This window comes from Rhodococcus gannanensis (genome assembly GCF_042681175.1).
GTDB lineage: Bacteria > Actinomycetota > Actinomycetes > Mycobacteriales > Mycobacteriaceae > Rhodococcus_G > Rhodococcus_G gannanensis.
Genome location: NZ_JBHUFB010000003.1, coordinates 17,045 through 40,892 on the forward strand (window position 1 = coordinate 17,045; position 23,848 = coordinate 40,892).

Below are 23,848 nucleotides of genomic sequence, written 5' to 3' on the forward strand. Positions count from 1 at the left end.
TCCGTCCTGGACCGGGTTGCCTGTCACCTGCTACTGGCTCGCGCCGAACATGCGCTCGAACTCGCTGCGGAAGGCGACGGTGTCGTCCGCGGTGACGGTTCGGCTGCTCGTCCAGATGTCGTCGGCCGACGTGGTGGCGGTCTCGATGTCGGGCAGGACCGAACCCGCGCGATTGGCGATGGCGGTCTGGCCGGCCTCGGTCACGAGGAAGTTCGCGAACAACTGGGCCGCGTTGGGGTGCGGCGCCTTCGCCACGACACCGGTGAGGAACGGGGCGCCGAACACGGGCGATGCCAGTCCGAAGTCGACGGGCGCCCCCTTCTCCTTCTCGGCCGTCAGCGGAAGCGTGTATGCGGCTGCGGCGATCTCGCCGGACGTCAGCGCCTGGGCGATGGCCTGTGCGCCCGTGTAGGTGCGGGGCTGCTGGGCGGCGAGCTTCTGGACGAAGTCCGGGGAGACGGTCTCGTTCAGGTAGTCGTAGAAGTCGACGATCGCGGCGGAGATCGGAAGGATCACGCCGATCTTGCCTCCGGCGAGCTCGGGGTCGAGCAGGTCCGCGTAGCCGGTGAGGCCGTCCGGGACGCGGTCCGTGTTCCAGCCGTAGGTGAGTACCGCTGCAGACGACGTGAAGATGGTGTCGTCCTGGAGGAACTTGCCGGCGTCGAACTCGGGTGCCGAGAATGCCGGGCCGGTCACCGGAACGTAGTAGTTCTGGGCGAGACGTTCGTTCACCCACGGTTTCGCCGCGGAGGCCACGACGTCGGCGACCTGGTTGCCGGTGGCCTCCTCGGCGGCGAGCTTGGTCTGGAGGTTCGCGTCGTTGTCGCGCACGATGTCGACCTTGATGCCGTACGCCGACTGGAAGGCGGATGCCGCGGCCTGGAGGTTGTCGGTCGCCTGTCCGGAGTAGTAGGTGACCGAGCCTTCCTGCTTGGCCTTGTCGATCACCTCCTGCCACGCGGAGTCGCCGCTGGGGCCCAGGGCGTCGGCCGCGACCTCGACGGTCTCGGCCGAGCCACAGGCGGCGGTGAGGGCGACGGCGGCGACACCGAGGCCGGCGAGAATGCGCCGAAAGGTTGTGACTCTCATGGTGAGTGCCTCTCTGGAAGTCTGGTGGGGGATGCGTGTCATCGAGGGGAGGCGGTCCGGGCGGCACGGGCCTCGCGCCAGGTGAGGCCGCGGTCCGAACGGTGCTCGGGGGGCAGGCCGAGCACCCGCTCGGCGATGATGTTGCGCTGGATCTGGTCGGTACCGCCGGCGATGCTGTAGCCGGGTGCGCCGAGGACGTGGGCGTTCCAGGAGAACGTGCCGGGCGTTCCGGTGTCCGCGATCAGGTCGCGGCCCAGGATCGCTCGCGCTGCCTCGGACACGGCGGTGAGCTTGTCCACCCACTGGACCTTGCGGATCGATCCCACGGCGCTCGGTGCCGCACCCCCGTCGCGGGACTGCCGATCGAGGAGGGTGTCGACGCGTGCGAGCTTCTGACGTAGGTACACCCGCGCCATCAGCTCCCGGATCCGTGGATCGTGTTCTCTGTCGAGATCCTGTGCAGTGGAAACCAACTGGGAGAACTGACCGCCGATGCTGCTGCTGTCGGAGCCTCCCTCGCGTTCGAAGGCCAGGGTGGTCAGGGCGACGTTCCACCCCTTGCCGATCTCGCCGAGCCGGAGCCGGTCGGGGATGCGCACCTGATCGAGGAACACTTCGTTGAAGCTGGTGCCGCCGGACATCTGGCGGATCGGCCGCACCGTGACTCCGGGCGCGTCGAACGGCACCAGGAAGGCCGTGAGGCCGGCGTGCTTCGGCTGGTCGGGGTCGGTGCGCGCGATGAGTTCGCCCCACCCGGCGAACTGGGCGCCGGAGGTCCACACCTTCTGCCCCGTGACGACCCAGTCGTCGCCGTCGCGGACGGCTCGGGTCGCGACGTTGGCGAGGTCGGAGCCCGCGTCCGGTTCCGAGAACAACTGGCAGGCGAGGAGCTCGCCGCGCAGCATGTGCGGGAGGAACTCGACCTTCTGTTCGGCGGTGCCCAACAGGTTGATCGTCGGAGCGACGAGATGCATGGTGACCGAGAACAACTCGTGCGGCCGCAGCGGGCACAGTTCGTTCTCGAGGCGGACGAACGTCTCGGCGAATGCCGAGTCGAGTCCGCGCCCGCCGACCTCCGCCGGCCAGTCCAACGCCGCGTATCCGGCCTCGAACTTGGCGCGCTGCCATGTCCGATGCTGGTCGAGGAGTCGTTGCTCCTCGTCGAAGTCCATGTCGTGGAAGACCGCGACATCGTGTGGGTCGTCGACCCGGTCGAAACCGAGCCGTGCCGCGGTGGTGAGGATCCACTCGCGTGCCTCGGATTCGAAGGCGGGAAGGGACATCGTTCCTCCGTGGGGCTGGGTGGTGGCGTAGGTGCGGCGTACGCGGAGTCGGCTCAGTCGTCCAGGTTGTAGAGCTTGGCGGCGTTGTCGTGCAGGATCTTTCGTGCGTCCGACTCGCTGAGATGGCCGAAGTTCTTGCGCAGGTAGTCGTCCGGGCGCTGGGCATCCGAGGCGGGGCCAGGCGACATCGACGTCGGGTGGGGATAGTCGGTCTCGTAGAGGACGTTGTCTGCGCCGATCTGGTCGATGGCACTGAGAGCCGAAGCCTGCTCGAACCAGAAGCAGCCGAAGATCTGTCGCTTGAAGTACTCGCTGGGCAGCAGTTCGTAGTTCGGGTGCTCGCGATGCACGCCGCTGTTCCGCCACTGCCAGTCCATGCCTTCGAGTGCGAACGGCATCCATCCGATGCCGGACTCGACGGACACGAACTTCAGCTCGGGGAAGCGGTCGCAGATGCCACCGAAGATGAGCTGGGACAGGGTGCGCGCGTTGTCCATGAAGAACGAGATGCCCATCATGCCGTAGTTCGCCGCGACGCCGTTGCTCTCGTGTCCGAACCCGCTGAGGTCGACCTCGCCGGACGCGATGTGGAAGTTGATCGGCAGCTTCTTCTCCTGTGCGGAGGCCCACAGCCGGTCCCAGTGCGGGTCGGTGAGCATCGGGAGACCGAAGGCGGCGGGGTTCTGCGTGAACACGAGACCCTTGTGCCCGGCGGCAGCGACGCGGTCGACCTCGGCGAGTGTGGCCTCCATGTCCCAGAACGGCAGGATGCCGACCGGGATGTAGCGGCCGGGCGCGAACTCGGCCCACTCCGTCAGGTAGTCGTTGTACGCCTTGATGCACTCGATCTGGAGTTCGTTGTCGCCGTTGGACTGCAGGGTCTTCGAGCTGAAGACGGCCACGTTGGGGTACAGGATCTGGGCGTGGATGCCGTAGTCGTCCATGAGGCCGAGCCGTTTGGCCGGATCCCACGACCGCGGATCGGCGTCCGCGAAACGGGGCGGGCAGTTCGGCGGGTACTCGTGCCAACCCGCCATGGCCGGCGAGCCGACGGCGCTCATCCGCGTGCCGGAGACGAACCAGGCCTCGTCGCCACGCTCGTCGTCCCAGCGGACGTGCGGCACGAGGTCGCCCCACTTCTTGGTCGAGACCCGGGAGGTCCACAGGTCGGGTGGTTCGACGACGTGGGTGTCGGTGTCGATGATCTTGATGTCTCGAAGGTCGTACACGTTGCCTCCTGAGGGCGAGGGTCTGTGGTTGGACGGATACGCCCGGGCCGAACGGCCTCGCGGGCGAAAGCTCTAATATTCGAATATTAGAGGGATTTAGCTCACATTGGAAGTGGTGATGAGATGTCCGTCACTACCGAATGTGGACGTGCGGGAGGGCGATGGAGCGTAGTCGGCCGCGGTGGGCGGCGGACGCCTGCGAGCCTGCTACTTGACCGCTCCGGAGACCTTCAGCGCGATGATCTCCTCCCAGCTCAGGCCCTGTTCGAGCAGAACTTCCTCGGTGTGCTCCCCGTGGCCGGGTGCCGGAGTGAGGGTCGGGGTTTCGGTGTCGAACTGGACCGGTGCCGTCACCAGGTTCAATGAGCGACCGTTCGGGTACTCGACGGGGTACACGTACCCGTTCTCGACTGCCTGCGGATCCGTGATCACGTCGCCCGGCCGCCGGAAGACGTCCCACTGCCCCTCCTGCTTGCCGAGGACGTCCACCCACTCGGCGAGGGGCCGCGTCTCGAACGTCGCGGTCAGCTCTGCCGCGCACTCGCGGGAGTTCGCGGCGCGCGCCTCGAAGCTCGCGAATCGTGGATCGTCGACGAGGTCGGCGCGCCCGATCGCCTCGCAGAGCCCCGGCCAGTACTTGTCGCTCTGCAGCAGGGCCAGGTGGACGTACCGGTCGTCGCTGGTGCGGTAGATGTTCGACACCGGATTCACCGGTACGTCGCGGTTCGGGTACGGCAGTTCGGCCTCGCCGATCAGCTGGGCGCCGACGATCGTCGGTTGCATCGCCCACGCGCCCACCGAGAAGAGGGAGGCGTCCACGACCGTCGCCTCACCGGTGCGCTCCCGGTGCAGCAGGCCCGCGGCGATGCCGCCCGCGAGTGCCATTCCGCTCTGCACGTCGCCGAATCCGGGGCCGGGCATGTTCGCCGGCCAGTCGAGGTCGTCGGGAGCGATGGACCCGGCGGCCCCCGACCGGGCCCAGTAGGTGATGCCGTCGAACCCGCCCTTCTCCCGCTCGGGTCCTGCGGGTCCCTGTGCGGTGCCGCGTGCGTAGACGATGCGGGGGTTGCGGGCGGTGACGTGCTCGACGTCGATGCCGAGCTTCTGCCGGGCGTCCGGCAGGAAGTTGGTCATGAAGACGTCGGCCTCGTCGATCATCTTCATGAGCAGCTCACGACCGTCGGGGTGCGCGAGATCGATTGCAACTCCGCGCTTGCCGCGGTTCGACACCTCCCACAGGCCGGACATGCCGTCCACCTGGCCGGGGACTCCCCACGCAGCGGTGGTGCGCATCGGGTCGCCGAACGACGCGTGCTCGACCTTGACGACGTCGGCGCCCCAGTCGGACAGGATTGCCGCGGCGGAGGGGACGAACGCGTACAGCGCGACCTCCACCACCTTGATTCCGTTCATTACCTTGGTCATTGGATTCTCCGTGGAGTGATGTGGGGCTGGGCTCAGTGGAGCGATTCGCCGCCGTCGACGACCATGTTGGTTCCGGTCACGAAGGCGGATCCGGGGGAGACGAGGAAGAGTGCGGCCTCGGCCATGTCGGCCGGGGTTCCCGCACGGCCCATGGGGACGGTGGCGGCGCGCTCGTCGAAGAGTGAGTTGCGTTCCTGTGACAGGGGAGTCGCGGTGATGCCCGGGGACAGCGCGTTCACGCGGACTCCCGTCGCCGCGAGCTCGTAGGCGGCGATGCGGACGAGTTGGTTGACGCCCGCCTTCGACGCCGCATACGGCGCGACGCCGGTGCGCGCACCGAGGGCGCGGATGGACGAGGTGACGACGATCGACCGGTTGACGTCCTGTGTGGCGACCATTCGGCGTGCGGCGGCCTGGACGCACAGGAAGGTGCCGGTGAGGTTGAGGTCGATGGTGCGCTGCCAGTCGTCCCGGGTCACGTCGAGGAACGGCGCCACGGATCCGCTGCCCGCATTGGCGACGAGTCCGTTGAGGACGGGGAACTCCTCGCCGATCCGCTCGAACAGTTCGTCGACGGAACTCGGGCTGCTCACATCCGCTGTGACGGACAGGATTCGCTGTCCTGCAGTCGCTCTGGTGCGCAGTCGGGTGGTGGACTCGGTCAGGACCTCGGCGCGTCGGGCGGCCAGCGCAACGTTGGCGCCCGCTTCGACGAGGCGGGCAGCGATGCCGTGGCCGATGCCCTCGCTGGCCCCGGTGACGAGAACGTTCTGTCCGATGAGGGGGTGTGTGGTGGAACTGACGGTCATACTCGGCTCCAAAAAGATATTAATATTCGTATATTTGTTTGGGTATGAGCCGGCGCCGGATCTTTCCGTATGCCGGTGACGCCCTGACGTGGTGCCCGCTGGCACCGAGTCAGGTGCTCACTTCCAGTCGACGCGGTCCTGGGTGATCGTCGGGTTCTCGCCCAGGACCATGGTCACCGACTCGCGCATGTGTGCGACCGCCAGGTTCCGGGCGCTTGTCACGTCGCCGGCGAGCACGGCGCGTGCAATCTCGGCGTGCTGCTCGTCGAAGGCTCCACGTTCCATCTCGCTCCACTCGGACGCGTGGAAGCCGAGAGCCCGATCCGAGTACAGGTGGGCAAGCGCCGAGGCCATCAGCGCGATGGGGTAGTTGCCGGCCATCTGGCGGAGGCTGTCGTGGAAACCGAGGCTCTGCTCGATGAACTCACGGTTCGAGGCATCGTCGTGGTCCTCGGGCCCGAGGGCGCGGAGAAGGTCGGGATCGACGTCCCCGGCGGCTACCTTGCCTGCTGCCAGTGCGGCCGTCAGACCTTCCATCTCGATGACCGCCTCGACCACCTCGGCGAAGCGGATGTCGTTCGCCTGCAGGTACATCGACATGGTGTCGCCGAACGCGGCGCCGGTCGGCTCGGCGACACTGGGGCCGCCGCCGAGGCCTTGTCGTACGGTGACGAGTCCCTGGGCCTCGAGGAGTCGCAGTCCTTCGCGGACCGACGCCCGCCCGACGCCGAAGTTCTTGGCCATCTCCTGTTCGGAGGGCAGCGTGGCGCCCGGGTCGAGGCCGTCGTCGGCGATCGAGCGGGCGACGAGGCGCGCAACCGTGCGCGACACCTTCTCCCCACGGGTCGCAGCGATGGCCCGGCGGGTGGCGAGATTCCTGATCGGATCGTCCGCCGCCGACTTCGCCATCTCGTCCCTCGTCCTCACTCGTTGCACAGTTCCACCCCGCATCCTGTCAGGGGACGCGCGATGCGAATCCCCAACCTTAACGGGTGCGCGGAGCGAGCCCCGGGAATTCCCCCGGTTGCGTCGGCCCCGACTCCCGTCCCCATGTTCTGCTCAGCGCCCCATGGCGGTGCGTCCGCCGTCGACCGGCAGCAGCACGCCGGTGGTGTACGACGCGGACGGACCGGCAAGGTACAGCGCTGCTCCTACGATCTCGTCGGGGCGGCCGACCCGTCCTGCGGGCAGGTGTGCCATCTCCTCCGCCACCACCTCCGGATCCCAGCCCGCGGCGATGTCGGTGTCGAAGGCGCCGGGCAGGATCGCGTTCACCCGCACGGTCGGCCCGTACGCCTGGGCGAAGCCCTGCGTCATGATTTCGAGCGCGGACTTCGCGGCGGCGTAGGGCAGCTCTCTCGGCATGGGCCGCTTGGTTGCGATGGAACTGATGTTGACGATCGACCCGCCGCCCGCGGCGGCCATGCGCGGCGCGACGACCGACATCAGCCGGAAGGCGCCCTTGACGTTGACGTCGAAGACCTTGTCGTACAGGGCCTCGGTCACGTCGGGGAGGCTGTCGTAGACGGGCGCGATGCCGGCGTTGTTGACGAGGATGTCGAGTCGTCCGAACTCGGACAGGACGGCATCGGCCAGCTGCTGCTGGGCATCCCACTCGCCCATGTGGCAAGCGAAACCCACTGCGCGGCGACCGGTGTCGGCCTCGATCTCCTTGGCTGTTGCCTCACAGGCGTCGAGCTTGCGGCTGACGATCGCGACATCGGCGCCGGCGCGGGCGAACGCCCAGGCCATCTGACGGCCGAGGCCACGGCTGCCGCCGGTCACGAGCGCGACCTGGCCGGCCAGCGGCGTCGTGTCGGGGTTCTGATCTGGCATCGTGTCTCCGATTTCTCGTCCTGGCGCCGGCCCCGAGGGCGGCTGCGCACGGTGGTCTCGTGTGGCCGATTCGGTGGCGCCACTCTCATTTCGCCGCGCTCGTGACGTGCACCACATCGCCGTGTACCGTAGAACTTACCAACTACGCGAAATATTGCAATGTTTTCTTGCCGTCGATCTGGCGACCGCCCCGGAGGGACCCTCATGACCGCCTCGCTGCCCTGTACCGCCATCGTGACCGGAGGGACCGGTGGGCTCGGCTCCGCCGTCACGGAACACCTTCTGGAGCTCGGGTGGCGCCTGGTCGTTCCGTGGTACGTCGAGGGCGAACTCGACCGTGTCCCAGTACATCCCGGGCTCGAACTGGTCCGAGCGGACCTCTCCGTCGACGCCGACGTCGAGTCCGTCGTCGAGCTCGCCACCAAGGACGAGGAGCGGCCGCTGTTCGGCATCGTCAACCTCGTCGGTGGATTCGTCTCGGGGCAGCGTGTTCACGAGACCCCGATCGAGGTCCTCGACGCCCAGCTGTCGATCAATCTCCGCATCGCGTACGGCATCGTGCAGACCGCGCTGCCGTACCTGATCCGACGCGGCGGCGGGTCCGTCGTGTGTATCGGCTCCGCCGCCGCGGTCCGGCCGTTCCCCGGCGCCGCCACCTACATCGCATCCAAGGCGGCGGTCGCCGCGCTGGTGGAGGCCCTCGCCGTCGAGTACGGCGGTGACAACATCCGGGTCAACGGACTGCTGCCGACGATGATCGACACCCCGGCCAATCGCGAGGCGATGCCGGAGGCCGACCGCAGCAGCTGGGCGCGGCCGTCCGACATCGCCGAAGTGATCGGATTCCTGCTCTCCGACGCCTCCCGTGCGGTGACGGGTGCGTCGATTCCGGTCGCCAACACAGCCGGCGCCCACTGACGCCGCACACGAAAGCGGGGTGTGGATCGACAGGCGCCGACCCGCACCCCGCTTACGTGTCCACTCAGCCGGGAAGGAGACCCAGCGCCCGCCGCGCGAGCGGCTCCACGAGGTCTCCACGCTGTCCCATCCGCTCGTCGGAGGTCTCCCCGCGCACGAATCGGGCGTACAACTGTTGCAGGATCACCACGGTCTTCCAGCAACCGAACGCCTCGTACCAGGCGATCGACGACAGGTCGAGTGAGCTTCCGGCGGCGTATCTTTCGACGACCTCGGCGCGCGAGGGCAGATCGAGTCCGTGCATGCCGGGGACGGCGATGAACGCCGCGTCGGAGCCGGGGTCGACGGTTCGGTCCGGCCAGTAGTTCAACAGGGTGCCCAGGTCGACGAGGACGTCGCCGGTGGTGGCCATGTCCCAATCGAATACCGATGTCACCCGGTCCGGGTTTCCCGGCGTGAACTGGCAGTTGTCCACCTTGTAGTCGTTGTGGACGATGCCCGCACGCTGAGAAGTCGGGACCGAGGCCCGAATCCGCGCGCCGACCTCCTGGACGATCTTCGCTGTCTCCGCGGACGGAGCGTGCCCGGCCACCGCATCCCACCGCGACGACCAGCCGCGGACCTGCCGTTCGAGGTAGCCGTCCGGGCGGCCGAGGTCCGACAGCCCGCACGATGCCGGGTCGACGGCGTGCAGGTCGGCGAGGCCGTCGATCACAGCCAGCCCGATTCGTTCTCCCGCGTTCGGAAGGTGTGCCATGGATCCGGGAAGCGAGTCCCACACCACGATCCCGTCGCGGTACTCGGAGACCAGGAACTCCGCGCCGATCACCGAGTCGTCGGCGCAGTGCAGCAGCGCACGCGGCGCGCGGTCGTAGCGTTCGTGCAGGCGTGAGAGCACCTTGTACTCGCGGCCCATGTCGTGGGCGCCCGGCGCGATCTTCCCGAACGGCGGCCGGCGCACGACGAGCCGGCGATCTCCGAAGCTGACGCGGTACGTCAGATTCGCCGAGCCCTTGGGAAACTGGAGGACCGAGAACTCTCCGTCCAGGTCGTCGACGTTCGCACGAAGATGCGCAGCCAGCGTAGTCCAGTCGAGCTCTTCGCCGGCTCGGACCGGCGCGACCTCGTCCTGCGGCTCCGTCGCCCCGGCGGCGGCCGTCACCAGGTTCCCTTGGGCGCCAGTCCGAACTTTCGTTCGGCGGCATCGTCGAGGACGGGAAGGTGCACCGTCGGGAACAGGCCCTCGGCCGGCGTGGCACCCTTGAGCAGCTGCTTCGCGATCTGCTGCTTGTGCAGTTCGGTCGCGCCGTCGGCCAGGCCCATGTGGTAGCTCTCCAGCAGCCACTTGCCGAACGGCATCTCGGTGGAGATACCGAGGGAGCCGTGCAGCTGAATCGCCCGCGACACCACGTTGTTCAGGACCTTCGGCATCACCATCTTCACGGCGGAGATGTCGGCGATGACCTTCTTGTAGTCCTGCAGGGTGTCGATCTTCCACGCGGTGCGCAGCACGAGCAGCCGGAACTGCTCGAGTTCCACCCACGACTCGGCGATCATCTCCTGCACCATCTGCATCTCGGACAGACTCTTTCCGCGGGTGCGGCGGGACACCGCTCGCTCGAGCATCATGTCGAGCGAGGCGCGGACCAGGCCGACGGTCCGCATCGCGTGGTGGATGCGTCCGCCGCCGAGCCTGGTCTGCGCCACCTCGAAGCCGTTGCCCTCCTCGCCGAGCAGGTGGTCGGCCGGGACGCGGACGTCCGTGTAGCGGATGTACGCGTGGGTCCCCTCGGACTCCGAGTGCCCCCAGACGCCGACGTTGCGGACGATCTCGATGCCCGGCGTGTCCATCGGCACGACGAACATCGACGCGCGCCGGGTGCGCGGGGCGTCGGGATCCGTGACGGCCATGACGATGAGGAACGACGAGAACCGGGCGTGCGAGGAGAACCACTTCTCGCCGTTGATGACGTAGTGGTCGCCGTCCCGGACGGCGCGGGTGACGAAGCTGGTCGGGTCGGATCCGCCCTGGGGCTCGGTCATCGAGTAGCACGACATGATGTCGCCGTCGATCAGAGGACCGAGGTAACGGGCCTTCAGCTCGGGTGTGCCGTAGTGTGCGAGGATCTCGGCGTTGCCGGAATCCGGTGCCTGGCAACCGAACACGACCGGTCCGCTGTGAGTGCGACCGAGGATCTCGTTGAGCAGCGCGAGCTTGAGCTGACCGTAGCCCGGCCCGCCGAGGTTCGGGCCGAGGTGGCATGCCCACAACTCCTGCTCACGGACCTTCTCCTGCAGCGGCTTGATCAGCTTGTTGCGCGTGGGATCGGAGACGTCCCACGCGTGCTCGACGATGCGGTCGACGGGTTCGACCTCCTCGGTGACGAACCTGTCGACCCAGTCCAGCTTCTCCTGGAACCGGGGGTCGGTTTCGAAATCCCATGCCATTGCGGTCTCCTGGTGTTCGGGCGTACGTGGTGTGGGGGTCAGCGGGTGAGGACGGTGCAGGCGCTGATGCCGGGCGCGCCGTACACGTGGGTGAAGCCCACCCTCGGGTTGCCGGGAACCTGCCGGTCGCCGGCCCGGCCTCGCAGTTGCACGACGTTCTCGTACACCTGCCGCAGGCCGGTGGCGCCGATCGGTTCCCCGTTGGCGATGCAGCCGCCGTCGGTGTTCACCGGGATGGATCCACCGATCTCCGTTGCGCCGGAGCGGATCAGAGACTCCTGCTCACCGTGCTTGCACAGGCCGGTCTCGGCGAGGTGCATGATCTCGGCACCGGCCTCGGTGTCCTGGATCTGCGCGACGTCGACGTCCCCGGGCCCGATCCCGGCCGTCTCGAAAGCGGCGCGGGACGCGGTGACGGTCGGGCCGTCTGCGCGGTCGGGTGACACCCACGGGCTGAACACCTCGAACGACCCGAAGAGGCGCGAGCGCAGTTCGGCGGCCTCGACGAACACCGGGGTGTCCGTGTACCTGTGGGCGTGGTCGGCGCGGGCGAGGACGAGGGCGACACCACCTTCGGCCGGCGAGCAGAACATGTACTGGGTCAGCGGATCGCTGACCATCGTCGCTCCGGTGATCTCCTCCTCGGACAGCGGTGTCCGCCGCCAGGCGTGCGGCGCCAGGGCGCCGTTGCGGAACGCCTTCGCGGCGACGGCGGCGAGCAGGCTCTTCGGCAGATCGTGCTCGACGAGGTACCGCTGGATCTTCATCGCGAAGAACTGCGTCGTGACCATCATGCCGGTCTCGCCGTACCAGCGGCCGAGTCCGTTGTCCTCCGGCCGGGCGTTGAACGCGCCGCGCGGGTGCTTGTCGAACCCGACGACCATGCCGAGATCGCTCTCGCCCGAACGGATCCGGCTGAGAGCCGAGGTGAGGGCACTCCCTCCCGTGGCGCAGCCGTTGGAGACGTTGACGAACGGCAGTCCGGTGAGCCCGAGGTCCGAGACGAGGGTGTCCGCGTTGCCCGCGGAGTCGCTGCCGCCGTAGGCGAACTGGATGTCCTTGAACTCGACTCCGGCGTCGGCCAGCGCCTGCCGGGCCGCATAGGCGCCCTGGTCGCGCCCGCTGACACCGACGGTGCGCCCGAACCTGTGTATTCCGATGCCGACGATCGCGACCTTCACGACGGCTCTCCTTCCGTGGGTTCGAACGCGAACGTGCGCACCTCGGTGCCGTCCTCGTCGATGTGGTTGACGATCGTGGTCAGCCGCAGCGGCATGCCGATGGTGAGGGCGTCGGCATCGGCGACGGTCAGCCGGGACTCGACGATCACCTCGCCGAGGTCGACGTAGCCGACACCGAACGGCACGAACGGCTCGGTGGTGCGGAACGGAGTCTTCGGTGCGAAGGACTGCACCGTGTACGACCACAGTGTGCCCACCTGCGGGAGCGTGGTGGTGTTCATCGCGGAGCCGCTGCAGCGCGGGCACGAGGCCTGCACGGGAAACGTGACCGTGCCGCATCCGGTGCACTTCGCACCCACCAGTGCGGAGTTCGGGTCATCGGACTCGAACAGTGCTGCGTCGACGTGGCGCCAGGTGGGTGTCGTCGTCATGCCGCACCTCCCTCGGTGCCGACGCGCCGCAGTCCTGCCTCGGTGGCGACGTGCCACACCGGGATCACGACCGAGTTGCCCTCGGAGTCCTCACCGAGATCTTCGAAGGAACACACCACCGGGGTCCCGGCGGAGATCGCGGCGCGACCGGGCAGGTTGCCGATCATCCGGACGCCTGCCTCCTCGCCGTCGACGTCGACGACGATCACCGTGTACGGCACCGGGAACAGGGGATGCACCTGATGTTCGACGACTGTGTGCGCGTAGACCGTTCCGGTCCGTGCCACCTGCTGCCAGGCGGGATCGGTGGCACCGCAGTACACACAGCGTGGCCGGGGCAGGTGAATCCGTTTGCCACACGAGGTGCAGGTCAGCACGGACAGCCTGCCCTGTGCGGCCTCGGCGAAATGTCCGCTGCTGCCACGGTCGACGACGGTCGGACGAAGCCTCACGACCGCGGTGCGGTCCGGTGTCGCGGCGGAGGCCGGGGCGCTCATGCCGCCACCAGGATCAGTGCGCTGGCGGCCGGCGGGGGAGCCGAGGTCACGAGTGAGACCTGCGCTCCAGGAACCTGACTGGTGGAGGTGCCGCGGATCTGCCGCACTCCCTCCACGACGTGGTTCATCCCGTGGATGTACCCCTCGGACATGTGTCCTCCGCTGGTGTTGATCGGGATCGACCCGCCGAGGTCGATGTGGCCGTCGGCGAGGAAGTCGCCGGTGTCACCGCGCTTGCAGAACCCGTAGTCCTCGATCTGAATGAGCGCGGTGATGGAGTAGCAGTCGTAGATCTGCGCGACGTCGACGTCGGCGGGACCGAGACCGGCGCGCGAGTAGAGGGTGTCCTGGCAGACGCGGGACGGCAGCACGGTGACGTCCTCGCGCATCAGGGTCGGGTACATGATCCCCGGCTGCGGGCGAGGGCACGTGGACATCGCCGCGGACCGGATCAGCGCAGGTGCCTGCGCGAGATCGCGCGCACGTTCGGCAGTCGTGACGACGACGGCTGCGGCGCCGTCTGTCTCGAGGCAGTAGTCGAACAGTCGCAGTGGCGACGAGAGCATCCGCGAGTTCAGGTAGTCGTCGAGGGTCATGGTGCGGTCGTGCATCTGCGCTGCCGGGTTGGCGTTGGCGCGGCGGCGTGCCACCAGTGCGATCTCGGCGAGCTGCTCGGGCTCGAGACCGGTCTGTGTCATGTACCGATCGGCCATCAGCGCGAAGTACTGGCCGGAGGAGAGCAGCCCGTAGGGGCCGAAGAACTCCTCCATCGACTCCTGGCCACCGACCTCGGGCGTGGTGACGGGGGAGAGTCCGAATCGGCGACCGGATCGTCCGTTGAGGGAACGGAACACGACGACGGTGGTTGCCTGGCCGCTCATGATCGCGGCGACGGCCTGCGCGACCATCGCGCACGGACCGGACCCACCCGGACCCGCTTCGCCCCAGTACGTGAGGTTGGGAACGCCGAGTCCGTCGGCGAGGGCGGCACACGACACGAGGTCCATGTCGTTTCGGACGATTCCGTCGACGTCGGCGGCGGTGAGTCCGGCGTCGGCGAGGGCGTTCGCAGCCGCCTCGACCGCGAGAGCGGTGACCGACACACCGGAGTCCTTGGAGAATGCGGTGGTGCCGATTCCCGCGATGGCACACGCGTCGCGTTGCCAGGCGATGGTGTCTGAGGGCATGGGGTTCCTTCGATGGTTGTCGACTGGTGGTCAGTGCGCGGTGAGGCCGCCGTCGGCAGCGATCGCCGCACCGGTGATGAAGGAGGCCTCGTCGGAGAGCAGGAATGCGGTCACGGTTGCCATCTCGTCGGGTGCGGCCTTGCGTCCCAGGGGCGTTGCTTCGATCGCGTCGCTGCGGGTGCGGACCTGGATCGTTCCGTGTAGCGCGGCGGTGTTCGCCGCGAGCCCGGTGCTCACGACGCCGGGGCACAGGCAGTTGGCGCGGATGCCCTGTTCGGCATAACCGAGGGCGATCGACCGCGTCAACTGGAGTACGCCGCCCTTGGACGCCTCGTACGCCGGTGTGTTGAAGTTCGGTGCCACGAGGGATGCCACCGATCCCACCGTGACGATCGAGCCGCCGCCGGCCCGGAGAAGGTGCGGGATGGTGGCGCGCAGCGGCAGGAACGTACCCGTCAGGTTGACCCGGATCGCGAGGTCCCAGTCATCGAGGCTCAGCTCGTGGGCGAGTCCGGCGCGCGTGATCCCCGCGCAGGTCACGACGCCGTCGAGCCCGGCCAGTTCCAGTGCCGCGGTGTCCACGGCGGCCGCGACGGACTGCTCGTCCGCGACGTCGCAGTGGACGGCGACGGCGGTTCCACCTGCGGCACGGATGGATTCGGCGATGCTCTCCGCGGCCTCCTTGCGTGCGTCGGTCACCGCGACGGCAGCGCCCTCCCCGGCGATGCGGTGTGCGACGGCCGCACCGATGCCGCTGCCGCCGCCGGTGACGAAGATGCGGCGTCCCGTGAGTCGTGTGGTCATGTCGTTTCCTTTCGTCACTGCAGCAGGAGACCGGCGTCGACCGGGAGCGAGGCGCCGGTGATGTAGCGGGATTCGTCGGAGGCGAGGAAGAGGACCGCGTTGCTCATGTCGATCGGCTCCACCCAGCCGACGTCCATCACGTTGCGGGCCTTCGAGCGCTCCCAGAGGTCGTCGGGCCCGGGATTCTCGAGGTCGGGGCCGAACACCGCGAAGGTGGCGTCGTTGTGCAGCATCGGAGTCGCCACGGCGCTGGGGTTGACGGTGTTGACACGAATCCTGTTGCGTCCCAGTTCACCTGCCAGGGTCCGCATCAACCCCATGACGCCGGCCTTGGAGGCGTTGTAGTGCGCGATGTTCGCGGAACCTCGGAACGCCTGAATCGAGCTCGTGATGACGATCGACCCCCCGCGCTGCGCCTCGATCATGGCGGGGACCACTGCTTTGGCGGTGTGGAACACTCCGGTGAGGTTGACGTCGATGACGTCCTGCCACTCGTCTTCGGTGAGTTCCCAGGTGGGTGCGAACCCGACGATGCCCGCGTTGGCGCACACGATGTCGATGTGGCCGAACTCGGACACGGCCGCGGCGACCGCGTCGTTCATCTGCGGCTGGCTGCGCACGTCCGCGACCTGGGCCGTCACGCGCCGCCCGGTGGCGGCCACCAGTTCGACGGTTTCCTTCAGATCGGCTTCCGTCGGCAGCGGGTACCGCACCGACGCGATGTCCGTGCACGCGTCGATCAGGAAGACGTCGGCTCCCTCTTCGGCCAGCCGGACCGCGTGCGACCGGCCCTGTCCGCGTGCAGCACCGGTGACCAGTGCGACCTTTCCCGACACCCGTCCCATTGATGTGTCCTTTCGCGAAGTCGGTGAAGTGTGGAGTCAGTTGAAGAGCTGGTTGAAGCGGGTCTTGAGCGCCTCGAGTGCCTCGGGGGTCATCGCCGACGTGTCCTGTGGCGCGACCTTGTCGATCGTGATGACGGCGCTGGCGATGCCGGGCAGGACCGACGCGGCGCGGAACGAGATGGCTTCCTGACCGGCCGGGGTGACCAGGTAGTTGGCGAGCAGTTGCGCGGCGGCGGGATGCGGGGCGTCGGTGAGGACACCCGCGTACATCGGACCGCCCCAGACGGTGTCGTCGAAGCCGGACGCGACGGGTGCACCCGCCTCCGCTTCCTTGGTCTGGTCCTGGACGAAGGTGGCTGCGGCGATCTCCCCGGATGCGAGCGCCTGTGCGAGCGGCTGAGCGCCCGGGTAGATGCGCGGCTTCTGCGCGGCGAGCCGTTCCATGTAGTCGGCACCCCCGACGGCGTCGAGGTAGTTCTCGTAGAGGTCGATGTGCGCCGCCGAGGTGGGTAGGACGGTGCCGATCTTGCCGCCGGCGAGCGCCGGGTCGAGCAGGTCCTCGTATCCGGTCAGGCCGTCGGGAAGGCGGTCGGTGTTCCAGGCGAACGTCCCCACGGATGCGTTCGTCACGAAGTCGTGGCTGGGTCGCAGCAGCGCGGCGGCGTCGTACTCGGATTCCGTCACTGCGGGACCGGTAGGGGCAGTGAGCTTCCCGGCGGACCCGAGTTGCTCGCTCCACACAGGGGTGGCCTGCAGTACGACGTCCGCCACCATGTTGCCCGTGGTCAGCTCTGCCCCGATCTTCTGGTGCAGGTTCGCGTCGACGTCGCGGACGACGTCGACGCGAATTCCGTACTCGTTCTGGAATCGGGATGCGAGCTCGGTGAGTTGCTCGGTGGTGTTCGACGAGTAGATCGTGACCGCGCCCTCCGCCTTGGCGTCCTCGATCACCTGCTGCCACGCGGCGTCACCCGTGGGACCGGTGGATCCGATGGAATCGCTCGCGATCCGTCCGTCCGCTCCTGCCCCACCACAGGCCGTCAGCAGCAACACGGACGCAGCGAACCCCACCGCAGCACAGGTGGTTCGACGTCTCGAGTGGGAGAGGCGAGAGGATCGGATCCGGCCGACGACACCGGGAATTCTGTTCACGATTGCTCCTGTCGGGGTTTGAGGGCACAGCTGTGCCGCGGGAGGTGCCGGGGGTGGGCCAGGCCCGAGATCAGGTCAGGGGGACGACGGCCTTGCCGACGGACGTGCCGTCGAGCATCCCGTGGAACGCAGGCCAGGCGCCTGCGATGCCGCCCGGGTAGTCGGTGTGGACCGATCTGACCGCGCCGTCGCGAATCCAGGTCGCCATCCGGCGGCTGAAATCGTCGCGGCCGTCCAGGTGGTCTTCGAGGAGGAAGCCCTCCATGCGGGCCCGCCGCCAGATCAGCTTCAGCAGGTTGGCCGGTCCGGGTTGCGGAGCGGATGCGTTGTAGATGCTGCTCATACCGCACAGCGCGATCCTCGCGTGGTCGTTCAGGACGCGGATCGCGGCTTCGAGGTGCTCGCCGCCGACGTTGTCGTAGTACACGTCCAGGCCGGTGGCGCCGACATCGGCGAGGGCCTTGCGGAGCTGGTCCTTCACCGGCCCGTCGTGATAGTCGAACGCAGCATCGGCTCCGAGATCTCGCACCAGATCGACCTTGTCCGGTGATCCGGCACTGCCGATCACGGTCGCGCCCATCCGCTTCGCGATCTGGACGACGGTCGAGCCGACAGCGCCCGCCGCGGAGGATACGAAGAGGACGTCACCGGATTCCAGTGGAGCGATCCGGGTCAGCCCGACCCAGGCCGTCATGCCCGGGATTCCGAGCAGACCCAGATGAGTGGCCGGGTCGAGATCGTCGTAATCCAGGATCCGGCATTCAGAGGCTGCGACCACCGAGTGCTCGCGCCAGCCGAGATCGTGCAGGACGAGTGCACCGACGGGGATGGACTCGTCGGCCGATTCGGTGACCCGGCCCACCGTCGGCGCGAGCATCGGCTCGTCCAGGGGGTACGGGTCCGCGTATGTCGCCTCGCCGCCCATGCGACCCCGCATGTACGGCTCGACGGACATCACCTCGTTGGCGACACGGACGAAGCCCGGAAGGGGCGGTGGGCACGACGTGTCGACGAGCTCGACATCCGAATCGCGCGGACGCCCGACGGGACGGGAACGAAGCCGCCACTCGCGGCTGTGAACTGGACGCATGGCTCCTCCGGTGAAGGGTGGTGAGGGGCGGTGTCAGACCGAGGCGGCCGATTCGACCTGGGAGACGAGGTCGCGACGGACCAGCTTGCCGGTCGGGGTACGAGGAAGGTCGTCGACGAAGATGACGTCGTCGGGCGTTCGCGAACCGCGAAGTCGTGCGCGGCACCATGTGCGAATCTGCTCGGGTTCCAGGGCCACCCCGGGCTCGGGCACGATCGCGGCGCAGATGCGTTCCCCCCACTCGTCGTCGGGCAGGCCGACGACGGCGACCTCTCGAACGCCGTCGTGACGGACCAGGACGTCCTCGATCTCGGCGGGGGCGATGTTCTCGCCACCACGGATGATGGTGTCGTCCGCGCGACCACCGATGTACAGGTATCCGTCCTCGAGCCGGGCTCGGTCGCGGGTGGGGAACCATCCGTTCTCGTCGAGAACCGTTCCCTTGCCCATGTATTCGCCACTGACCTGCGCGCCCCGGACCCACAGGAGCCCGGTCGCTCCGTCGGGTAGAACAGTGGTGTCGTCGTCCGCGCGAATCTGTACCTCCATACCGGGGACGACCCGACCGACCGATGACAGGCGCGCCCTCAGCTCCGGGTCCGCGATCGCGTCGCGATGGTCCTTCGGGCCGAGAACCGCGATGGTGGAACTGGTTTCGGTGAGCCCGTACGCGTTGACGAACCCGGTGTCGGGAAAGGCGGCCAGTGCGCGTTCCAGGACCGGTTGCGGCATCCGAGCCCCGCCGTATGCGAGTGAGGCGAGGGCCGGCGTGCGGGCCGGGGCACCCTTGAGATGCTCCACGACGCGAGCGAGCATCGTCGGCACGACCATCGCGCTGGTGACGCCCTCCTCGCGAACGAGATCGAGCCACCCCTGAGGGGAGAAGTCCGGCAGGTACACCATGCGCCGGCCCGAGTACAGGTTGCTCAGGACCGCCCCCATCCCGGCGATGTGATAGGGCGGAGTGCTGACCAGGGCCGCCTGATCCTCACCCGCAGAGGCGAATTCGACGGTGTTGAACAGGTAGGACAGCAGGTTGCGGTGCCGCAGGAGTACACCCTTCGGTGCGGAGGTCGTACCCGAGGTGAACAGGACGACGGCGGTCGCGTCGTCGCCGGCCGCGGTGAACTCGGATCGTTCGGCGGAGGTCGCGGCGCCGAGGAATTCGTCGGTCGTCAGCACGGTGTCGGCGACGCCGGTCAGCTTCTCCGCGTAGACCGGGTCGGCGATGACGACCGGACGGTCCAACTGCGCGACGAGCGAGGCCAGTTGATCGGTCGGAAGGCGGTAGTTCAGGGGTGCGATCGGGATGCCGGCCCGTGCGGTCGCGAAGGTCAGCACCGGTAGGGCGGGTCCGTTGACGCCGACGAAGACCGCGTGGCGCGCATCGTGCTCGCGGAGGACGGTGGCGCCGCGCGACGCCAGGTCGTCGAGCCGAACGCAGGTCAGTCCCGAGCTGCGTCGTCCGACGACGACGCGGTCCGGATGGACCGACAACGCCATGTCGAGGACAGTTTCGATTCCCATGTGCACCACCTGGCTGAGTGAGCGCGGTACACGTTCTCGTGCACCGGCGACTGGACTCGCACTGTCGGCTGCGGCCAGCTCCGAGGGTGTGTGCTGGACCACATTCGGCGAGTGGTGTGAACTGTAGCAAATATGCGGATGTTTTGGGAGAGGGGGAGGAATCTTCCTTCGAATGGCGTCTGGCCTGCGGCAATGAAAGAACTATGTAAATATTCGAATAGATGTGATAGTAGTGATCTGCGTTACATCTCGAACGATGTGCCGGTAGGTGCTCGTCTCGCGCAGTTCGGCGCCCTGCCTCCTCTACAGGCTCTCCGAAAGGCTTCATTCAATGCACATTCCACCCGTACGGCGACTGCTCGCTGTCTCGTTGACCGTGATCGCTCTCGGTGCAGGCGGCGTCGCCTGCACGGTTGGCGAGGGCGGCGCGTCCGCAACCGGAGCCGCGGCGGACCTCGGCCCGACGGGTGACGCGGCGTGGCAAGACATCGTCGACAAGGCCAAGCAGGAAGGCTCGGTCACCTTCTACTCCGCGCAGAACACGGCCCAGAACGACGAGGTGGCACGCAGGTTCGAGGAGGCGTACGGCATCACGGTGAACGTCGTCCGTGACGTCGAGGCGAACCTGCAGACGAAGCTGGCGGCTGAGTGGGCGACCGGCAACGTCGTCGCGGACGTGGTCTCGCAAACGGGAGTCGGCTGGGTCGGGAACGAGGGCGCCGCAGGACGATTCGCCGTTCCCGTCGGTCCGGCACTCGACCTCCCGGAGTACCGGCGCGAGGAGAACTTCGTCGACGACAAGTCGTTCGCCACGGCTGCGGCGATCGTCGCATTCGGGTGGAACACCGACAGGGTTCCCGACGGTCTGACGAGTGTCTCGGACTTCCTGGATCCGGACCTCGCCGGCGGGAAACTGGGGATTCAGGAGCCGGTGTCCGCCTCCCAGGTCGACTTCTACCAGTATCTCGAGTCGAACTACGGTCCCGACTTCCTCGAGCGGCTCGCGGCGCAGAAGCCGCGCATCTACCCGGGCATCCTTCCGATCGGCCAGGCGCTGACGTCGGGTGAGGTCGCCGCCGGGTTCTCGGGTGCGTTGACCGACGAGGTCGACGGCGGTGCCCCGGTCGGATTCGATGTCCCGGAAACGCTGTGGGGCGCACGCTTCTACGCGTCGGTCCTTGCCGACGCGCCCCACCCGAACGCGGCACAACTACTTGCGAACTTTCTCGTGACGCCGGCTGGACAGACCGCCTACACCAGGAAGACCGCCTCGGTTCTTCCCGGAATCGACGGAGCGGTCGCGACGGTCGACCGGGTGGCGCAGCAGGATCTGAGCAAGTTGACGCCCGAAGCGGTCGACGCGTACCGCGCGCGATGGAAGTCGCTGTTCGTCGGCTGACGGTTGTCGGACGGTGATCGCCCACCGAGGAGAGGAGTGTCGATGAGCAAGGACGTCGCGCGGGACATGATGCAGTGCTGGGAGAGTGGTGACTTCGATCGTGCCCGCTCACTCGTCGCCGACGGCGCAACCGCCTGGCTCGCGCACGCGGACGGGGCCACCGGGGCGCAGCCGAACAGGGGAACTTCCATGAGCCTGAACCGGTGGTTCGAACTGCTCGAGGGGGTGGTGCAGGAGATGCCACGAGGCCTGGTGGTCACGATGCATCGCATGATCGCCGAGGGTGACTGGGTGGCCGTGGACGTCGAGTCGGTGGGTGAGACAGGTGACGGGCGGGTCTACAACATGCGGTACACGTTCTGGTTCGAAGTCAGGTCGGGTCGGATTCATCGGTTGAAGCAGTTCTTCGACACGAAGTACGGTGAGCAGTTCTTCCTCGATCGGAACAAGGAGATTCCCGCCTGACAGGTGTGCCCCGACCGCACACGGGCGGGGCCCACTTCGTGGTGTCTTCAGCCGCTGTGGTGGCCGCCGCTGATCAGCGGCCACAGCCCCTCACCGCCCGCGACCGCGGCGGAGGCGGTGAGGGCGTCGTCCCAGGAGCGCAGCGAACCGAACTCGCCGCGCCAGGACAGCAGCCGGTTGGTGAACCGGTGCAGGTCGTGTTCGGCAGTGAAGCCGATGGCGCCCATCGCCTGATGGGCGTTGCGGACGATCGTCGCAGCGGCGTGCCCGGTGCAGGAGCGTGCCGCGGCGATCGCGAACTCTGTTGCCGTGGAATCGAATCCGTGGGCGAGGACGGCGGCGACGGCGGCCTCGGTGGCGGCGCGGCCGAGTGCGTCGTGGGTGGCGATGTCCGCGACGAGATGCTGCACCGCCTGGAACGCGGCCACCGGCCGGCCGAACTGGGTGCGCGTGGTGGTGTGCGCGACGACGATGTCGAGTACCCGCCCCGACGCCCCCGTCGTCGTGAGCGCTCGGGCGAGTGCACCGCGCAGGTGCAGTTCCCGCGCGACGGTGCCGGCGGTCGCGACACCGTTCTGCGACGCCAGGTCGACGGTCACCCGGTCCCGGGGCTCACCGGCGAGGTTCGCGCCCTCGGCGATCTCGACGTCCGTACGGGTGACCTGTCCGACCCGCCAGCCGTCACCGCTCGGCCACAGCAGCACCAGCAGGTCCGCGGCCCGGGCCCACGGCACGTGGAGTGCGACACCGTCGGGTCCGAGCACCGCGACGGTGCGCACCGCGCCGGCGGGCGCCGGGTCGAGTCCCGCGGAATCGGCGAGCCAACCGGCGAGCAGGTCGTTCTCGGCCAGCGGTGCGGGCGCCGCGCTCGCACCTGCCGCGGCCAGCAGGACGGCGGCCTCGGTCCAGTCGCCGGCGCTGCCGCCAGCGTCTTCGGCGCCGGTCAGCCGGGTCAGGCCGAGGTCACTCAGTGTCTTCCACAGTGTCGGATCGAAATCCGGTGCGCCTCCGGCGGTCTCGAAGACCTCGTCCAGCATGCGGGTCAGGTCGTCCAGTTCGGTGCTCATCGCATTCCCAGTCCCCGCGCGATGACGCCGCGCAGAATCTCGCTCGTTCCACCGCGGAGGGTGAATCCCGGTCGCTGCATCGCCCCCGCTGCGACGAGGTCGCGGAACCCGTCGGGTGCGGTCTCGTCGCTCAGTTCGGCGGCGAGGTCGGCGATGTCGCCCTCGGTGGCGGTGCCGAGCACTTTCACCACCGACGCCGCGACATCTGCCCGCTCGCGACGCTCCAGCGCCTCGGACACCGCGGTCGACATGTGGTGCAGGCCGACGAGCCTGCCGACCAGGGCACCGACCCTCGGATCGGCGGCCATCCGCCCGGCCGCGATCTCGTCGACGGTGGCGCCGAGCAGGGTGAACGTCGACAGGAACCGCTCGGGGCCGCTGCGCTCGTAGCCGAGTTCGGACGTGACCTGCGCCCATCCGTCGCCGACGGTGCCGAGGACGAGATCGTCGGGCACGAACACATCGTCGAGAAGAACCTCGTTGAAGTGGTGATCGCCCGACATCGACAGGATCGGCCGGATCGTCACGCCGGGGGAGTCGAGGAGCACGATGAACTGGCTCAGCCCGTCGTGCCGGTGTGCCGGATCGATCGGTGCGGACCGGACGAGCGCGAAGAACGCGTCCGCGTGGTGGGCTCCCGACGTCCACAGCTTCGTGCCGCTGATCGACCAGCCGCCGTCCACCCGCACCGCCTTCGTGCGGACACTCGCCAGGTCGGAGCCGGACTCGGGTTCGGACATCCCTATCGCCCAGCAGATCTCGCCGCGTGCGATGCCCGGCAGGAACCGCCGCTTCTGCTCCTCGGTGCCGTACTTGAGAAGCGACGGCGCCGCCTGCCGGTCCGCTACCCACTGCGCCGCCACCGGCGCACCGACCGCCAGCAGTTCCTCGGTGACGACGAACCGTTCCATGAACGTCCGGCCGTGACCACCGTACTCGGTGGGGATGGTCATGCCGACCCAGCCGCGTTCGGCGAGCGCCCGGGTGAACGCCGGGTCCCAGCGCGTCAGCCAGGTGTCGACACCGGGAGTGAACGCACCGGCCTCGATCTGTTCGCGCAGGAAGGCGCGGACCTCGCCGCGCAGCGTCTCGGTGGCAGGCTCGGGCGCGGTCGCGCGCGGAACCAGCGGTGTGTGCATGTCTCCTCCGGGGGTGCGCAAGCGCGG

General features: G+C 68.2%; 23 protein-coding genes. 3 read left to right on the forward strand and 20 right to left on the reverse strand.

Features of this window, described 5'->3' with window-relative positions:
- Window positions 1-30: 30 nt before the first annotated feature.
- The 7 genes from ACFSJG_RS02000 to ACFSJG_RS02030 all read right to left on the reverse strand — a co-directional run bounded on the left by ACFSJG_RS02000 (window position 31) and on the right by ACFSJG_RS02030 (window position 7,671).
- Window positions 31-1,089 (reverse strand): ABC transporter substrate-binding protein, encoded by a 1,059-nt coding sequence (locus ACFSJG_RS02000; RefSeq protein ID WP_378483533.1) that lies wholly within the window; start codon window positions 1,087-1,089, stop codon window positions 31-33.
- A gap of 38 nt (window positions 1,090-1,127) precedes the next feature.
- Window positions 1,128-2,372 carry an acyl-CoA dehydrogenase family protein gene (locus ACFSJG_RS02005; RefSeq protein WP_378483534.1) on the reverse strand — a complete coding sequence of 415 codons (1,245 nt, stop codon included), beginning with the start codon at window positions 2,370-2,372 and terminating at the stop codon, window positions 1,128-1,130.
- A gap of 53 nt (window positions 2,373-2,425) precedes the next feature.
- A complete protein-coding gene (locus ACFSJG_RS02010) occupies window positions 2,426-3,601 on the reverse strand; it encodes an amidohydrolase family protein (RefSeq protein WP_378483535.1) in 1,176 nt (391 codons plus the stop codon).
- Between the two features lie 207 nt (window positions 3,602-3,808).
- Complete coding sequence (locus ACFSJG_RS02015) at window positions 3,809-5,026, reverse strand: CaiB/BaiF CoA transferase family protein (RefSeq protein ID WP_378483536.1); 1,218 nt, start codon at window positions 5,024-5,026, stop codon at window positions 3,809-3,811.
- A 32-nt stretch (window positions 5,027-5,058) separates the two neighbouring features.
- Window positions 5,059-5,835 carry an SDR family NAD(P)-dependent oxidoreductase gene (locus tag ACFSJG_RS02020; protein WP_378483537.1) on the reverse strand — a complete coding sequence of 259 codons (777 nt, stop codon included), beginning with the start codon at window positions 5,833-5,835 and terminating at the stop codon, window positions 5,059-5,061.
- Window positions 5,836-5,952: 117 nt separating this feature from the next.
- Window positions 5,953-6,762 carry a FadR/GntR family transcriptional regulator gene (locus ACFSJG_RS02025; protein WP_378483538.1) on the reverse strand — a complete coding sequence of 270 codons (810 nt, stop codon included), beginning with the start codon at window positions 6,760-6,762 and terminating at the stop codon, window positions 5,953-5,955.
- A 132-nt stretch (window positions 6,763-6,894) separates the two neighbouring features.
- Window positions 6,895-7,671 (reverse strand): SDR family NAD(P)-dependent oxidoreductase, encoded by a 777-nt coding sequence (locus ACFSJG_RS02030; protein ID WP_378483539.1) that lies wholly within the window; start codon window positions 7,669-7,671, stop codon window positions 6,895-6,897.
- 204 nt (window positions 7,672-7,875) lie between these two features.
- On the opposite strand from ACFSJG_RS02030, the gene ACFSJG_RS02035 reads away from it, so the two are divergent.
- Window positions 7,876-8,589: an SDR family oxidoreductase gene (locus ACFSJG_RS02035; protein ID WP_378483540.1), complete on the forward strand. Its 714-nt coding sequence runs from the start codon at window positions 7,876-7,878 to the stop codon at window positions 8,587-8,589.
- Window positions 8,590-8,653: 64 nt separating this feature from the next.
- On the opposite strand, the gene ACFSJG_RS02040 is transcribed toward ACFSJG_RS02035, so the two are convergent.
- The 11 genes from ACFSJG_RS02040 to ACFSJG_RS02090 all read right to left on the reverse strand — a co-directional run bounded on the left by ACFSJG_RS02040 (window position 8,654) and on the right by ACFSJG_RS02090 (window position 19,751).
- Window positions 8,654-9,751, reverse strand: coding sequence for a phosphotransferase family protein (locus tag ACFSJG_RS02040; protein WP_378483541.1), 1,098 nt, complete (start codon window positions 9,749-9,751; stop codon window positions 8,654-8,656).
- A complete protein-coding gene (locus tag ACFSJG_RS02045) occupies window positions 9,748-11,037 on the reverse strand; it encodes an acyl-CoA dehydrogenase family protein (protein WP_378483542.1) in 1,290 nt (429 codons plus the stop codon). Before ACFSJG_RS02045 ends, ACFSJG_RS02040 begins: the two co-directional genes overlap by 4 nt.
- 38 nt (window positions 11,038-11,075) lie before the next feature.
- Window positions 11,076-12,218 (reverse strand): thiolase family protein, encoded by a 1,143-nt coding sequence (locus ACFSJG_RS02050; protein WP_378483543.1) that lies wholly within the window; start codon window positions 12,216-12,218, stop codon window positions 11,076-11,078.
- Entirely contained in the window at window positions 12,215-12,649 is a 435-nt protein-coding gene (locus ACFSJG_RS02055; protein ID WP_378483544.1) for a Zn-ribbon domain-containing OB-fold protein, read from the reverse strand. The genes ACFSJG_RS02050 and ACFSJG_RS02055 overlap by 4 nt, the downstream gene beginning before the upstream one ends.
- A complete protein-coding gene (locus tag ACFSJG_RS02060) occupies window positions 12,646-13,146 on the reverse strand; it encodes a Zn-ribbon domain-containing OB-fold protein (RefSeq protein WP_378483545.1) in 501 nt (166 codons plus the stop codon). The genes ACFSJG_RS02055 and ACFSJG_RS02060 overlap by 4 nt, the downstream gene beginning before the upstream one ends.
- Window positions 13,143-14,333, reverse strand: coding sequence for a thiolase C-terminal domain-containing protein (locus ACFSJG_RS02065; protein WP_378483546.1), 1,191 nt, complete (start codon window positions 14,331-14,333; stop codon window positions 13,143-13,145). Before ACFSJG_RS02065 ends, ACFSJG_RS02060 begins: the two co-directional genes overlap by 4 nt.
- A gap of 30 nt (window positions 14,334-14,363) precedes the next feature.
- Window positions 14,364-15,137 carry an SDR family NAD(P)-dependent oxidoreductase gene (locus tag ACFSJG_RS02070; RefSeq protein WP_378483547.1) on the reverse strand — a complete coding sequence of 258 codons (774 nt, stop codon included), beginning with the start codon at window positions 15,135-15,137 and terminating at the stop codon, window positions 14,364-14,366.
- Window positions 15,138-15,151: 14 nt separating this feature from the next.
- Complete coding sequence (locus ACFSJG_RS02075; protein WP_378483548.1) at window positions 15,152-15,982, reverse strand: mycofactocin-coupled SDR family oxidoreductase; 831 nt, start codon at window positions 15,980-15,982, stop codon at window positions 15,152-15,154.
- Between the two features lie 36 nt (window positions 15,983-16,018).
- Window positions 16,019-17,035 (reverse strand): ABC transporter substrate-binding protein, encoded by a 1,017-nt coding sequence (locus tag ACFSJG_RS02080; RefSeq protein WP_378483549.1) that lies wholly within the window; start codon window positions 17,033-17,035, stop codon window positions 16,019-16,021.
- A 169-nt stretch (window positions 17,036-17,204) separates the two neighbouring features.
- Window positions 17,205-18,224, reverse strand: a complete 1,020-nt coding sequence (locus ACFSJG_RS02085) for an NADP-dependent oxidoreductase (RefSeq protein ID WP_378483550.1) — start codon at window positions 18,222-18,224, stop codon at window positions 17,205-17,207.
- 33 nt (window positions 18,225-18,257) lie between these two features.
- Window positions 18,258-19,751, reverse strand: a complete 1,494-nt coding sequence (locus tag ACFSJG_RS02090) for a class I adenylate-forming enzyme family protein (protein ID WP_378483551.1) — start codon at window positions 19,749-19,751, stop codon at window positions 18,258-18,260.
- Window positions 19,752-20,082: 331 nt separating this feature from the next.
- On the opposite strand from ACFSJG_RS02090, the gene ACFSJG_RS02095 reads away from it, so the two are divergent.
- Together ACFSJG_RS02095 and ACFSJG_RS02100 are read left to right on the forward strand one after the other, a co-directional pair.
- On the forward strand, window positions 20,083-21,150 hold the full coding sequence (locus tag ACFSJG_RS02095; RefSeq protein WP_378483552.1) for an ABC transporter substrate-binding protein: 1,068 nt from the start codon (window positions 20,083-20,085) through the stop codon (window positions 21,148-21,150).
- A 42-nt stretch (window positions 21,151-21,192) separates the two neighbouring features.
- Window positions 21,193-21,615, forward strand: coding sequence for a nuclear transport factor 2 family protein (locus ACFSJG_RS02100; protein WP_378483553.1), 423 nt, complete (start codon window positions 21,193-21,195; stop codon window positions 21,613-21,615).
- A gap of 47 nt (window positions 21,616-21,662) precedes the next feature.
- On the opposite strand, the gene ACFSJG_RS02105 is transcribed toward ACFSJG_RS02100, so the two are convergent.
- Both ACFSJG_RS02105 and ACFSJG_RS02110 read right to left on the reverse strand, forming a co-directional pair.
- The gene (locus ACFSJG_RS02105) at window positions 21,663-22,682 is read right to left on the reverse strand and encodes an acyl-CoA dehydrogenase family protein (RefSeq protein ID WP_378483554.1); all 1,020 of its coding nucleotides are present in this window, start codon (window positions 22,680-22,682) and stop codon (window positions 21,663-21,665) included.
- Window positions 22,679-23,821: an acyl-CoA dehydrogenase family protein gene (locus ACFSJG_RS02110; RefSeq protein WP_378483555.1), complete on the reverse strand. Its 1,143-nt coding sequence runs from the start codon at window positions 23,819-23,821 to the stop codon at window positions 22,679-22,681. Before ACFSJG_RS02110 ends, ACFSJG_RS02105 begins: the two co-directional genes overlap by 4 nt.
- Between the last annotated feature and the right edge of the window lie 27 nt (window positions 23,822-23,848).